The sequence below is a fragment of the Pseudomonas sp. 14P5.3.2 genome, from assembly GCF_057799175.1.
Map to the genome: position 1 here is coordinate 1 of NZ_JBYOKU010000023.1, position 14,156 is coordinate 14,156.

General features: G+C 61.1%; 10 protein-coding genes. 5 read left to right on the forward strand and 5 right to left on the reverse strand.

All coding sequences use genetic code 11. The annotated features are described in order from the left end of the window. Nucleotides 1–87: 87 nt before the first annotated feature. The gene (locus AC27VU_RS18520) at nt 88–660 is read right to left on the reverse strand and encodes a xanthine phosphoribosyltransferase (RefSeq protein ID WP_003229440.1); all 573 of its coding nucleotides are present in this window, start codon (nt 658–660) and stop codon (nt 88–90) included. Nucleotides 661–715: 55 nt separating this feature from the next. Beyond that, nucleotides 716–2,725, reverse strand: a complete 2,010-nt coding sequence (gene rep, locus AC27VU_RS18525; protein ID WP_027610430.1) for a DNA helicase Rep — start codon at nt 2,723–2,725, stop codon at nt 716–718. A gap of 262 nt (nt 2,726–2,987) precedes the next feature. Between rep and AC27VU_RS18530 the strand changes: the two genes are divergently transcribed. After that, a complete protein-coding gene (locus AC27VU_RS18530) occupies nt 2,988–4,661 on the forward strand; it encodes a putative bifunctional diguanylate cyclase/phosphodiesterase (RefSeq protein ID WP_003229436.1) in 1,674 nt (557 codons plus the stop codon). A 127-nt stretch (nt 4,662–4,788) separates the two neighbouring features. On the opposite strand, the gene AC27VU_RS18535 is transcribed toward AC27VU_RS18530, so the two are convergent. Beyond that, nucleotides 4,789–6,186, reverse strand: a complete 1,398-nt coding sequence (locus AC27VU_RS18535; protein WP_488724653.1) for a NorM family multidrug efflux MATE transporter — start codon at nt 6,184–6,186, stop codon at nt 4,789–4,791. Nucleotides 6,187–6,344: 158 nt separating this feature from the next. Between AC27VU_RS18535 and AC27VU_RS18540 the strand changes: the two genes are divergently transcribed. From AC27VU_RS18540 to AC27VU_RS18550, 3 genes are all read left to right on the forward strand, one after another. Next, a complete protein-coding gene (locus AC27VU_RS18540; RefSeq protein ID WP_338800320.1) occupies nt 6,345–7,265 on the forward strand; it encodes a LysR substrate-binding domain-containing protein in 921 nt (306 codons plus the stop codon). Between the two features lie 189 nt (nt 7,266–7,454). Then, nucleotides 7,455–9,431 carry a methyl-accepting chemotaxis protein gene (locus AC27VU_RS18545; protein WP_488724626.1) on the forward strand — a complete coding sequence of 659 codons (1,977 nt, stop codon included), beginning with the start codon at nt 7,455–7,457 and terminating at the stop codon, nt 9,429–9,431. A 219-nt stretch (nt 9,432–9,650) separates the two neighbouring features. Beyond that, entirely contained in the window at nt 9,651–10,865 is a 1,215-nt protein-coding gene (locus AC27VU_RS18550) for an aldose 1-epimerase family protein (protein ID WP_262141660.1), read from the forward strand. Here the strand turns inward: AC27VU_RS18550 and AC27VU_RS18555 are convergent. Both AC27VU_RS18555 and AC27VU_RS18560 read right to left on the reverse strand, forming a co-directional pair. Then, the gene (locus AC27VU_RS18555; RefSeq protein ID WP_262141661.1) at nt 10,862–12,355 is read right to left on the reverse strand and encodes a YifB family Mg chelatase-like AAA ATPase; all 1,494 of its coding nucleotides are present in this window, start codon (nt 12,353–12,355) and stop codon (nt 10,862–10,864) included. The genes AC27VU_RS18550 and AC27VU_RS18555 overlap by 4 nt on opposite strands. 758 nt (nt 12,356–13,113) lie before the next feature. Beyond that, nucleotides 13,114–13,374 carry an accessory factor UbiK family protein gene (locus tag AC27VU_RS18560; RefSeq protein WP_007920416.1) on the reverse strand — a complete coding sequence of 87 codons (261 nt, stop codon included), beginning with the start codon at nt 13,372–13,374 and terminating at the stop codon, nt 13,114–13,116. 413 nt (nt 13,375–13,787) lie between these two features. Here AC27VU_RS18560 and glnK point away from each other — a divergent pair, with 413 nt between their 5' ends. Then, nucleotides 13,788–14,126, forward strand: coding sequence for a P-II family nitrogen regulator (glnK, locus tag AC27VU_RS18565; RefSeq protein WP_002555808.1), 339 nt, complete (start codon nt 13,788–13,790; stop codon nt 14,124–14,126). Nucleotides 14,127–14,156: the final 30 nt, after the last annotated feature.

A 14,156-nucleotide genomic window follows, 5' to 3' on the forward strand; every position in this document is an offset into this window, starting at 1 on the left:
CCCCCCCCCCCCCTCCCACCTCCCCCCCCCCCCCCCCCCCCCCCCCCCCCCCCACCCCCGCTCCCACAGGGGGTAATGCGGTGTGGCTTATTCGATGAAGGTAACGACGCCATCCTTCAGCGATTTCACGCGAGCCAGCGATTCAACGCGGTAGCCCTGCGAGTCCAGTTCGGCCCGGCCGCCCTGGAACGACTTCTCGATCACGATGCCCAGACCGGCAACGGTGGCGCCAGCCTGCTTGATGATCGAGATCAACGCCTGCGAGGCCTTACCGTTGGCCAGGAAGTCGTCGATGATCAGCACGCGGTCGCTGCTGGTCAGGTGCCGTGGCGAGATGGCCACCGTGCTTTCGGTCTTTTTGGTGAACGAATAAACGGTCGCCGACAGCAGGTTTTCTGTCAGGGTCAGGGACTGTTGCTTGCGGGCGAAGATTACCGGCACGCCCAGGTTCAGACCGGTCATGATCGCCGGGGCAATGCCCGAGGCTTCGATGGTGACGATCTTGGTGATGCCCGAATCCTTGAACAGCGTGGCGAATTCGTCGCCGATCAGCTTCATCAGGGCCGGGTCGATCTGATGGTTCAGAAAGGCGTCGACTTTCAGGACCTGGTCGGAAAGCACGATGCCTTGTTCGCGGATTTTCTGGTGCAATGCTTCCATGAAGCTGTCCTCGTTCAGCGCCTGTGCGCCCTAAGCTTTAAAAAAGTGGTCAATTCTAGCGCTTTAACATCGCGCGTATATCAGCCAATGCGCTATTGCCACGCACGGCTTTGACTTCGGTCGGTGTGTCGTCGTTGCCTTCCCACGCCAGGTCGTCCGGCGGCAGCTCATCGAGGAAGCGGCTTGGCGCGCAGTCGATGATCTCGCCGTACTGCTTGCGCTTGGCGGCGAAGGTGAACGCCAGGGTCTGACGCGCGCGGGTGATGCCCACGTAGGCCAGGCGGCGTTCCTCTTCGATGGTGTCGGCTTCGATGCTGGAGCGGTGCGGGAGGATTTCCTCTTCCATGCCCATGATGAACACGTAAGGGAATTCCAGGCCCTTGGACGCATGCAGGGTCATCATCTGCACGCCTTCGGCGCCGTCCTCTTCTTCCTGCTGCCGCTCGAGCATGTCGCGCAGGACCAGTTTGCCGATGGCGTCCTCGACGGTCATCTCGCCGTCTTCGTCTTTTTCCAGGGTGTTCTTCAAGGCTTCGATCAGGAACCAGACGTTGCTCATCCGGTAGTCCGCAGCCTTGTCGCTGGAACTGTTGGTGCGCAGCCAGTTCTCGTAGTCGATGTCCATGACCATGCTGCGCAGCGCCGAGATCGGATCTTCGCCGGCACACTGCTCGCGCACTTTGTCCATGAAGCGCTTGAAGCGCGACAGGCGATCAGTGAAGCGGCTGTCCAGATGCTCGCCCAGACCGATTTCATCGGTGGCGGCGTACATCGAGATCTTGCGTTCGGTGGCGTAGTTGCCGAGTTTTTCCAGGGTGGTCGAGCCGATTTCCCGGCGCGGCACGTTGATCACGCGCAGGAAGGCGTTGTCGTCGTCCGGGTTCACGATCAGGCGGAAGTAGGCCATCAAGTCCTTCACTTCCTGACGCCCAAAGAAGCTGTTGCCGCCGCTCAGGCGGTACGGCACCTGGTGGTGCTGCAACTTCAGTTCGATCAGCTTGGCCTGGTAGTTGCCGCGATAGAGGATCGCGAAATCGCTGTACGGGCGGTCGGTGCGCAAGTGCAGGCTGAGGATTTCCATGGCCACGCGCTCGGCTTCGGCGTCCTCGTTGCGGCAGCGGATCACGCGGATCTCGTCGCCGTGGCCCATCTCGCTCCACAGCTGTTTTTCGAATTCGTGCGGGTTGTTCGAGATCAGCACGTTGGCGCAGCGCAGGATGCGGCTGGTGGAGCGGTAGTTCTGCTCGAGCATCACCACTTTCAGCGACGGGTAGTCATCCTTGAGCAGCATCAGGTTTTCCGGCCGTGCACCACGCCAGGCATAGATCGACTGGTCGTCGTCGCCCACCACGGTGAACTGGTTACGCTTGCCGATCAGCATCTTCACCAGCAGGTACTGGCTGGCGTTGGTGTCCTGGTATTCGTCGACCAGCAGGTAACGCACCTTGTTCTGCCACTTTTCGAGGATGTCGGCGTGCTCTTCGAAGAGTTTCACCGGCAGCAGGATCAGGTCGTCGAAGTCCACCGCGTTGAACGCCTTGAGCGTGCGCTGATAGTGGGTGTAGACGATGGCGGCAGTCTGTTCTTTCGGATTGCGCGCGTTTTCCAGCGCCTGGGCCGGCAGGATCAGGTCGTTTTTCCAGGCGCCGATCATGTTCTTGATCTCGTCGACGCCGTCGTCGCCTGCGTATTCCTTCTGCATGATGTCGGTCATCAGGGCTTTGACGTCGGTCTCGTCGAAGATCGAGAAACCGGGTTTGTAGCCCAGCCGCGCATGCTCCTTGCGGATGATGTTCAGGCCCAGGTTGTGGAAGGTGCAGACCGTCAGGCCGCGACCTTCGCCGGCACGCAGCAGGGTGCCGACCCGCTCCTTCATCTCGCGCGCGGCCTTGTTGGTAAAGGTCATGGCGACGATGTACTGGGCGCGGATGCCACAGTTCTGGATCAGGTGCGCGATCTTACGGGTGATCACGCTGGTCTTGCCGGAGCCAGCGCCGGCGAGCACCAATAGAGGGCCGCCGACGTAGTTCACGGCTTCTTGCTGCCGGGGATTGAGTCGGGACATACGAAAATTCGGGAGTCGTTGACGAAATGGGCCGGCATTTTAACAGGCTCAGCGATTTGTGCTGCTCTGTCCGACTTGTGACGCACCACGCGATTCAAATTTGCCGGTTTTGTTACTTTCACGCAGGATGCGCGGTGATTTTGCGGCTAATGTACTCATTCATGACACAAAATAACGGTTTGATAACCGTTGTCATTTGGTCATTGATCATCGCAACGGCATAATGCCCCGCCCACATCATTGCAGAGTCTAGGGAGCTAGCTTGTCTACGCCTGTCGAACCCTTGCGTTTGCTGCTACTGGCCGAAGAGCCAGCGTGGACAGCGTTATTGCGCGAGTGTCTGGCTCCGATGGGGAGCGCGGCGGTGCTGATCAGCGCGCCGAGCTGGGAGTCGGTCAGCAGTCTGTTCGAAGACAACCGTCATGCGGTGTTGTTGACCGTTCCCGCGTTGCAGCCGGCCCCGGGCCGTTGCAGCCTGCCGACCGTGTTGCTGCTGGAACACGAACCGGCCACTGCGCCCGTTGGCGTCAGCGACTGGCTGGTGTTCGACGCCCTCGATGCCGGCATGCTGCGCCGTTGCCTGCGTCATGTGCGAGAGCGCGGCGTTCTCGAAAACACTCTGCAACGCCTCGCTGAACAGGATCCGCTGACCGGCATCGCCAATCGCCAGGGCTTTCAGACCCTGCTCACCGCGCGGCTGGCAGAAAACGACGGGCGCGGTCTGGCCCTCGGACATCTCGATCTCGACAACTTTCGTCATGCCAACGACGCCCTCGGGCATCAGGCCGGCGACCGGCTGATCCTGCAAGTCGTCGCCCGGCTGAAAAGTCAGCTGGAGGCCGGTGATCAACTGGCGCGCCTGGGCAGCGACGAATTTGCCCTGCTGATCGACACCCGCCGCGCGCCGCAACGCGCGGAGTGGATGGCCGAACGCATCACAGAAGCCTTGTCCGAACCCTATTGGGTCGACGGCGAAAGCCTGTTGATCGGTTCCAGTCTCGGTATCGCCCATGCCCGCGCACAAGGTGGTGCCGACCCGCTGATGTGGCACGCGCACATCGCCATGCAGCAGGCCAAGAGCACGCAGGGCTGCACCTTCCATATCTTCAACGAACGCATCAATCGCAACGCCCGGAGCATGGCCGACCTCGAAAGCGAGCTGCGCCGGGCGTTGCGTCGCGATGAGCTGGAGCTGCATTACCAGCCGCGACTGAATCTTGCAGACGGGCAGATCGTCGGCCTCGAAGCCTTGGTGCGCTGGCGCCATGGCGAGCGCGGGCTGCTGCCACCGAGCGAATTCGTGCCGCTGGCCGAGCAGAGTGGTTTGATCGTGCCGCTGGGCTACTGGGTGATTTCCCGCGCGTTGCGCGACATGCAGGCACTGCGCGAGCGCGGGCTGCCGGCGCTGCATATGGCGATCAACCTGTCGTTCCGCCAGTTTCAGGACAGCCAGTTGCTGCCGACGCTCAGCCGGCTGATTGCCGAGCGCGGGGTCGAGGCGCAGTGGCTGGAATTTGAACTCACCGAAACCGCCGTGATGCGCCGCAGCGACCTGGTCAAGCAGACCATGGACGCCCTCGGCCGCCTCGGCGTGCGTTTCTCGCTGGATGACTTCGGCACCGGGTTCTCCTCGTTCGTGCACCTCAACAGCCTGCCGATCACGCTGCTGAAGATCGACAAGAGCTTTGTCGGCGGTATGGAGCAACGCGAAGAGAACCGCAAACTGGTGCATGCGATGATCAACCTCGCGCACAACCTGCACCTGGAAGTGGTGGCCGAGGGAGTGGAGACGCCGGAGCAGCTGGATCTGCTGCGCGGGTTTGGCTGTGATCAGGTGCAGGGTTATCTGATCAGCCGGCCGTTGCCATTGGCGGAGTTGGTTGAGTACCTGACGTTTGGGGCCAGCCAGCAGTCATCACTGGAATTTGTGAGCTGAACACCATTTCCGGGTGAATGCATGACCCCTGTGGGAGCGGGCTTGCTCGCGAAGGCGCCGTGTCAGTCCAGGCATGTGCTGTCTGACCCAGCGCTTTCGCGAGCAAGCCCGCTCCCACAAGGGAATCTCAGTCTGCCTGAGCGATTGTGTACTGATCTGCTGATGCAGGCTCCAACCGAATCATCCGCTTCATCTTCCATTCAAACGCCAGGGTCAGGCTCACTGCCGCACAGGCCAGGCCCAGCGCCAGACCCCACCACACGCCCGTCGGCCCCCAGTTCAGGTGGAACGCCATCCACCACGCCGCCGGTGCGCCAATCAGCCAATAGCAACCGAGCCCGACCAGGAACGTGGTTTTCGCGTCCTTGAGCCCGCGGATACAGCCCATGGCAATCGTCTGCGTGCCGTCGAACAGCTCGAACCACGCCGCCACCGCCAACAGACTCACCGCCAGGCGAATCACCTCGGCAAACGCCGGATTGTTGTGATCGAGGAACAACCCGACCAGTTGATTCGGCAGCAGCCAGAACACCATGGCAAAACCCAGCATCACCACCGCACCGAAAACAATGCCGACCCGTCCGGACATTCGCGCATCGCTCAGTTGCCCGGCGCCATAATGCTGGCCGACGCGCATGGTGATCGCATAGGACATCCCCGCCGGCACCATGAACGCCACCGAAACGATCTGCAGGGCGATTTGATGGGCGCCCAGTTGCGTGCTGCCCATGGTGCCCATGCACAGCGCGGCGAAGGCGAACAAGCCGACTTCCACGGCATAGGTGCCGCCAATCGGCAGGCCGAGGCGCCACAGCTCTTGCAGATATTGACGATTGGGTCGCGACAGACCGGCGCGCAACGGGTAGGCGTCGTAGGCCGGATGCCGGCGGATGTGCCACGCGAGCGCCAGCGCCATGCAGTTGGCAACGATTGCCGTGACCAGACCGATGCCGGTCAGCCCCAGATTCGGCAGGCCGAACATCCCGGTGATCAGTGCGTAATTGAGCAGGAAGTTGGCGACGGTGCCGCCGAGGCTGATGACCATCACCGGGGTCGCCCGGCCAATCGCACTGGTGAAGCCGCGCAGGGCCATGAAGCTCAGGTAGCCGGGCAGGGCGAAGGGCAGGGCAATGAGGAATTGCCCGGCGGCATGGACGTTGGTTTCGGTCTGGCCGAACAGCAGCAACACCGGTTTCAGGTTCCACAGCAGCAGTGCGGCGCCGAGCGCCATCAGCCATGCCAGCCACAACCCGGCCTGGGTCAGGCGGGCCGCGCCGATGATGTCGCCCGCGCCCTTACGGATCGCCACCAGCGTGCCGACCGCTGCAATCACACCGATGCAGAAGATCGACACGAACGAATAACTCGCCGCCCCCAGTCCGCCCCCGGCCAGGGCTTCGGGACTGAGGCGCGCCATCATCAAGGTGTCGGTCAGCACCATCAGCATGTGCGCCAACTGCGAGGCAATCAGCGGCCCGGCCAGCCGCAGGATGGCCCAGAGTTCGGTACGCACGGGATGCTGCATGGTCATCACCACTCATTCAAAGAGGGAACAGAGAGCCGACGATTCTCGGCGCTTGGCAAGGTTTGCACAAAGGGATAAAAAGGATGGTTAGCATGATTAAAACTCATCATGAGAAGATTCTGCCGGGTTGGCCGTAACCCGCTATAGGAGCTCTGCGAATGTCCCGTCGTCTTCCTCCGTTGTATGCCCTGCGCGCATTCGAAGCGGCGGCGCGGCACAGCTCGTTCACCCGCGCGGCCGAGGAGTTGTCGATCACCCAGAGTGCAGTCAGCCGGCACATCAAGACACTGGAAGAGCATTTCGCCTGCAAGCTGTTTCATCGCAGCGGGCGCAACCTGCAACTGACGGAATCGGCGCGGATGCTGTTGCCCGGAATCCGCGACGGCTTCGCGGCCCTTGAGCGCGCCTGCAACACCTTGCGCGCCGAAGACGACATCCTGCGCATGAAAGCGCCGTCTACCCTGACCATGCGCTGGCTGCTGGCGCGCCTCAGCCGCTTCCGCCATCTGCAACCGGGTAACGAGGTGCAACTGACCAGCGCCTGGATGGACGTGGATTCGGTGGACTTCAACAACGAGCCGTTCGACTGCGCTGTGCTGCTCAGTGATGGGCATTTCCCGCCGGACTGGGAAGCCAGCCTGCTATTCCCGGAAGAGCTGATACCGGTGGGCGCGCCCAATCTGCTGAACGACCAGCCGTGGGATGTTGCGCGTCTGGCGTCCACCGAACTGTTGCACCCGACTCCGGATCGGCGCGACTGGCGCAGTTGGCTGGAGCACATGGGTCTGTCCGATCAGATCTCGCTCAAGGGCGGACAGGTGTTCGATACCCTGGAACTGGGGATGATCGCCGCAGCCCGAGGCTACGGGGTGTCGATGGGCGATTTGCTGATGGTCGCCGAAGATGTGGCGCAAGGCAGACTGAGCCTGCCATGGCCGACCGCGGTCGCCAGCGGACTGAATTATTACCTGGTGTGGCCGAAAACCCGTCCGGGAGGTGAACGTTTGCGCCGCCTCAGCGACTTCCTGCAAGGCGAAGTGCGCGCTATGGCGTTGCCGCTGGTCAAGCGCTTGAGCTGAAACGTTCGAGCCCGCACAATGCCGGCCTTGCGCCATAACCCCGCTATTTACTCAAGTATTCGGTTTCACCGCCGAAAATGAGCATGTGGAACCGTCGTGCCGGTCGCCACGATTTCACCCCCATTATTAGAATTTTCCGAGCAAGTGCTGCGATCAAGGAGGATCCGGTGGCTCGGCCAGGAGCTGTCCATGTCTCAACCTCGCGCCCGGATCGCCTCGCAGCTGGGCCTTGCGCTCGCTGTGATACTGGCGATTGTCATCAGCGGCAGTACGGTGTTTGCCCTGCGTTCGCTGGATACCGCCAACCTCGCCACCCGTGAAGAGCACCTCGCCAGTGAGGCGCGGCTGCTGGCCGACCAACTGAGCACCTTCCACGGCACGCTGCGCGAAAGCACCCAGCGCCTGAGCGGGCTGTTCGAGAAGCGCTTCAGCGCGGGCCTGAGCATTCACCCGGAAGAGCCGGTGACGGTTGCAGGCACTCAAACCCCGGGCCTGCACCTGGGCAGCGAAGTGTTGAACAACAACTTCAAGGAAGTTGACGAGTTCAAGCAGATGACTGCCGGCGTCGCCACGCTGTTCGTGCGTAGCGGCGAAGACTTCGTGCGGGTCAGCACCTCCCTGACCAAACAGGACGGCACCCGCGCCATCGGCACCTTGCTCGATCACGCGCACCCGGCTTACGCGAAGTTGATGGCGGGGCAGGGTTACGTCGGTCGCGCCTTGCTGTTCGATCGCTCCTACATGACTCAGTACACCCCGGTGCGCGATGGCAGCGGCAAGGTGATTGCGGTGTTGTTCGTCGGTTTCGACTACACCGATGCGCAGAACGCCCAGTTCGCCAATCTCAAGCGCTTCCGTATCGGTCAGAACGGTTCGCTGGCGTTGCTGGATGAGCAAAACAAATGGCTGGTGGCGCCGGCGGGGGTGCAGGCGCTGGATCAAGCGGTGCCGGTGATCAACGGCCTGGCCAAGACCCCGGGCAAGGGTCAGTTCTGGAGCGACAGCGGCGAAGATTTCTACAGCATTGCGGTGCCGTTCGAGGGCGGCCCGTGGTCGGTGGTGGCGAGCATGCCGAAGTCCGAGATTCGCGCGGTGACCTGGAGTGTCGGCATCCAACTGGCCATTGGCAGTCTGCTGGCGATGCTGATCGCGGTGGGCGCGGCGATGTGGCTGCTGCGCAGCAAGCTGCAACCGCTGGGCGACCTGGTGCGTCAGGCCGAAGCCTTGGGCGCCGGTGATCTGAGCGTGCGCCTGAATGTGTCGAGCCACGATGAAATCGGTCAATTGGCCCGCGCGTTCAACCAGATGAGCCAGGCGTTGTCGACCATGGTCGAGCATATCCGCCGCTCCTCGGAAGAGGTCAACAGCCGGGCCCAGGCGCTGTCCGGTTTGTCCGGTGGTGCTTATGAAGGCATGGAGCAGCAGTCGGGCGAAATCACCAGCATGGCCGGCGCCGTGGAAGAGTTCAGCGCCACCTCGCTGAACATCGCCGACAACATGGGCAACACCCAGCGTCTGGCTCAGGAAAATGCCCAGCAGACCCAGATCGGTCGCACCTCGATGCAAGAGGCGTCGTCCTCGCTGGAGCAAATTGCCGGCGCGCTGAACACCACGGCCACGGTGATCAACACCCTCGGTCAGCGCTCCCAGGAAATCGGCGGCATCGTCAGCGTTATCACCTCGATTGCCGAACAGACCAACCTGTTGGCGCTCAACGCGGCCATCGAAGCTGCGCGTGCCGGTGAACAGGGTCGTGGCTTCGCCGTGGTGGCCGATGAGGTGCGCAACCTGGCGTCGCGCACCCGTCAGGCGACTGACGAAATTTCCGGGATGATTCACAGCATCCAGCAGGAAACCGGCAACGCCATCAGCACCATGGAGCAGGGCAACCTGTTGATGCAGGAAGGCCTGTCGCGCAACGCCAATGTGGCATCGGCGCTGGCGCGGATTGATGAACAGAGCCGTTCTGCCGGCCAGCAGTTCGCGGCGATTACCACGGCGACGCAGGAGCAGAGCAGCACGGCTACTTTGCTGAGCAGCAATCTGCAGAGCATTGCGCTGGCCAACAGCGAGCAGCGTGAAGTGGTTTCCAACCTTGCGGTCACCGCCAAAGAGCTGGAGAAGCTGGCGGCGGATTTGCGTTCCGAGGTTGATCGCTTCCGTTGATACAGCCTTGATATAGCTTTCGCGAGCAGGCTCGCTCCCACAGTTTTCGGGGTAGCTCATAAATCGTTTGAGCACCCGAATACTCTGTGGGAGCGAGCCTGCTCGCGAATGTAACGCCGCCGTTCCATGGCAAATCACCCTATATGTCTCTCATCTTTTCTTGCTGAAACGTTTCCGCAGCGCTATAAAAATGGCACAACTCCAATAAAGGCTGCTGCCATGACCCCGCTCAAACTTTCCGTCGCCCTCGGCGCACTGTCCGCTGCTTCCCATGCCATGGCTTGGGATTACGTACTTCTCGACACCAACAAACCCGCGCAAAACTGGAGCATCACCAGTGAGCAGCTCGGGGTGAAAACCGACAAGCCTTTCTCCGTGAGTCTGCGCACATTGCACGGCGGGCGACAGGAAGGTGTCAGCATCGTCGATATCGATAACGGCACGATGAAACTCTCGGTGGTACCGACCCGTGGCATGAATGTCCTGCAAGCCTCTGTTGGTAGTGTGCGCATGGGCTGGGATTCGCCGGTCAAGGAAGTGGTCAACCCGGCTTTCATCGAACTCAACGGACGCGGTGGCCTGGGTTGGCTGGAAGGCTTCAACGAGCTGGTGGCCCGCTGCGGTTATGAATGGGTCGGCCATCCCGGCATGGACAATGGTGAGTTGCTGACTCTGCACGGGCGCGCCGCCAACATCCCGGCCAGCAGCGTCACCCTGCACATTGACGAAAAACCACCCTACGCCATCAGTCTGCGCGGCGAACTGAAAGAGCAGGCGTTCAAGAAAGTCGACTTCTCGGTCGTCACCGAACTGGTCACCGAGCCCGGTAGCGTGCGTTTCGCCCTCAACGATACGCTGACCAACAACGGCGATTATCCGAAGGAATACCAGGCGCTGTATCACAGCAACTTCAGTACGCCGTTCCTTGAACAGGGCGCCCGGTTCGCGGCGCCGGTGAAGCAGGTCTCGCCCTTCAACGACAAGGCCAAGGCCGAGTTGGCGGATTGGCAGACGTATCGCGGGCCGACCAGGGATTACGACGAAACCGTCTACAACGTCGTGCCTTATGCGGACGCTAAGGGCGAAACCCTGGCTGTGTTGCATAACAAGGCTGGCAGCCTCGGTGTCTCTGTTGGCTTCAATACGCAGCAACTGCCGGTATTTTCCCTGTGGAAAAACACCGACACTCAAGGGCAGGGCTATGTAACGGGCCTTGAGCCGGGTACCAGTTTTTCCTACAACCGCCGCTATCAGCGTCCGTTGAATCTGGTGCCGACCATTGCGCCAAAGGCCAGTCAACAGTTCCAGATCAGCTACAGCCTGCTGGCGGACAAAGGCGCTGTGGATAATGCGTTGAAGCACGTGACCGAAATTCAGGCCGGGCGTGAAACCGAAGTGCGGCAGACGCCGCTGGTTGATCTGACCGAGCATTAAGGCGTCGCCGGCCGATACTGCAGCGCCTCGGCCAGATGCTCACGGCGGATTGCATCGACTTGCTCAAGGTCGGCCAGGGTTCTGGCGACTTTGAGCAACCGATGTGCCGAGCGCAGTGACAAGATCAACCGTTCGCAGGCCGATTCCAGCCAGGTCTCATCGGCTGTGGATAACCTGCAGTGGCGTTTCAGCCCCGGCAGATCAAGAAAGGCATTGGCGCAGGACTGGCGTTTCAGCTGCCGTTCCCGCGCCTCGGCGACACGTTCCGCGGCAGTGGCACTGTCTTCGCCCGGCTTCACCGTAGGATTCAACGCTGTCGCCTCCCGCGCCACCGTCAGGTGCAAGTCGATCCGATCCAGTAATGGCCCCGACAGCTTGTTGCGGTAGCGCTGAACCATGTCCGGCGTGCACGAACACTTGCCACTCGGCTCGCCAAGATATCCACAGGGACACGGATTCATGGCCGCCACTAACTGAAATCGCGCCGGAAAGCGCACGCGATCCTTGGCTCGGGCGATCACGATATGTCCGGACTCCATCGGCTCGCGCAGCACCTCCAGCACCTTGCGATCAAACTCCGGCAATTCATCGAGAAACAGCACACCGTGATGTGCGAGGGTGATCTCGCCGGGTTGCGGTTTGGAGCTGCCACCGACCAGCGCCGGACCGGATGCCGAGTGGTGCGGCTGGCGAAACGGTCGCTGCGGCCAATGGGTCAGCGGCACGCCGCTGGCGACCGATTGAATCGCTGCCACTTCCAGGGCTTCGCATTCGGATAGTGGCGGCAGCAGCCCCGGCAAGCGACTCGCCAGCAAGGTCTTGCCCGTCCCCGGTGGCCCGCTGAACAACAGGTTGTGCGCGCCCGCCGCCGCAATCAGCAGCGCCCGTTTCGCGGCCATCTGACCTTGCACTTCATTGAGGTCGGGATAAGGTTTGGCGGCATGGATCAGCCCGTCCGATACATAAGGCTCGACTGGCGTGTGCCCATTGAAATGCGCCACCGCCTCCAGCAGATGGTCCACCGCAAACACCTTCAGGCCCGAAGCCAGGCACGCCTCCTCGGCATTCGCCCGCGGTACCACCAGTGCCCGCCCGGCCTTGCGCGCCGCCAGTGCCGCCGGCAACACCCCGCGCACCGGCCTTACCGCGCCGGACAACGCCAGCTCACCGAGGCATTCCACATCATCGAGTGTCAGACACGGCACCTGCACACTCGCCGATAGAATCCCCAAGGCAATCGCCAGATCAAACCGTCCGCCATCCTTGGGCAAATCCGCCGGCGCCAGATTCAAGGTGATCCGCCGCGCCGGAAACTGCAGCCCGGAATTGATGATCGCGCTGCGCACCCGGTCCTTGCTCTCCTTCACCGCCGCTTCCGGCAGGCCGACCATGGTCAGCGAGGGCAGACCGTTAGCGAGATGGACTTCGACGGTGACGGCGGGGGCATCGACGCCAATCTGGGCGCGACTGTGGACGATGGAGAGGGACATGGTCGTTCCTTGAGCTGAATCGGGGACCGCTTCCTGCGGGTTTTTGAAGGGTAGTTGGGGAAGGGCGATCAGGCGGGGGCGAACTTTCACTGGATGTTGCGGGAAAGTGGTCAACCAATCTCGAGGCGAAAAAAAACCGCCTTGAGGAGACGGTTTTCAGTTTGCAGGCTTCGGTGAGGCCAAGGCCTGCGTATCCTTTGCGGACACACTCACGTGAAATCAGGTTATGCATGTTTGCTCATTGGCGCAAGTATCAAAAGGGCTTGAACGGGCGCAACGGTAATGTTGTCAGCACTTGCCTAACGACTTGATACAAGTTGTTTAAATCGCTTTTCTAAGGGCGCTCATAAAATCCGCAATGACGATGCCCACTCATGGAGTATTCGCGAAGTGTGGCCGGGAGCGCAAAGACTTCATGTTCCTCGACGCGGTGTGAGACCCGTGCCGGTGCTTTTTTTGGGGGACTCACACCCGGCCGCCTTGGCGGACACACTCACGTGTAGTCCCGAAGGTGTTCGTACGCCGGAAAGTGCATCGGAGGTTTGGCCCCACGCAAGGAGGGCCAAAATATGTCTAAGTTTCTTAAACATATGTGGCGCCTCGTCAGAATCGCGTTATGGGCTTTTCGCCTGTACGAGTTTCTGCGAGACCGTTGGAATAATTCGTTGTAAGGATTGATCTGACGGAAACCGCTCCTGCTTTGGCAGGAGCGGTTTAACTTCTCTTCGCAAACTTGAAGGCATTTCTACTCGGGATTGTTATTCCGCAGGCGGCGTCAGCTTCGCTTCCATCTCGGCAACTTTCGCTTCGAGGCTCTCGAGGCGAGCGCGGGTACGGGCCAGTACGACCATCTGACTGTCAAACTCTTCCCGGCTCACCAGATCCAGTTTGCTGAATGCACTTTGCAACAGCATCTTGAACTGGCTTTCGATTTCGGCTTTCGGCAGCGGGGTGTCACCGCTGAACAGGCGGGAGGCAGTGCCGCTCAGGGCGTCGAGGAAGTCTTTGGGCGCGAGCATGGTGGATGTCCTGTAAACAATGGCGGGCAGTGTATCACGCAGTGTCTATAGTCATTTGCGCAGGCATGGATGCACGCTTTTCGCGCAAGCGGACGGACGGCAGCGCACCGTTGTTGTGCGTATCCATCGCGGGTTTTGTGCGCGAGCGCCTGCGGCTGCGGCCAAGGGATTGAAATCAGGGGAATTTGGCGAGATGGCAAGCTTTCTGCTTAGTCGGTAGTGACCCATGCACTGATGCAGTCGCTGTGACGAATGCAGTGCGGCAGGCGGGACGGGGAGTTTCGCCGGCAGCGGTTAGCTGGCGTCAGTCGGGCAGGTAAGGCCGACGATGCGTTACAAAGCCAGGCACTGCGCTTAGACTTGAGTCGGGTTTGTTTTCCTGGGGCAAGTCCACCAATTCGGGAGAGAGTTTCATGAAGCTAGTCACTGCCATCATCAAGCCGTTCAAGTTGGACGACGTGCGCGAGTCGCTGTCCGAAATCGGCGTGCAGGGCATTACCGTCACTGAAGTCAAAGGCTTCGGCCGGCAGAAGGGTCACACCGAGCTGTATCGCGGCGCGGAGTATGTGGTCGATTTTCTGCCCAAGGTGAAAATCGACGTTGCCATCGACGACAAGGATCTGGATCGGGTGATCGAGGCGATCACCAAGGCTGCCAACACCGGCAAGATCGGTGACGGCAAGATCTTCGTGGTCAATCTGGAACAGGCGATCCGCATCCGTACCGGCGAAACCGATACCGACGCGATCTAAACGCCGCCACAAACCCAACGCCCCAGGAGA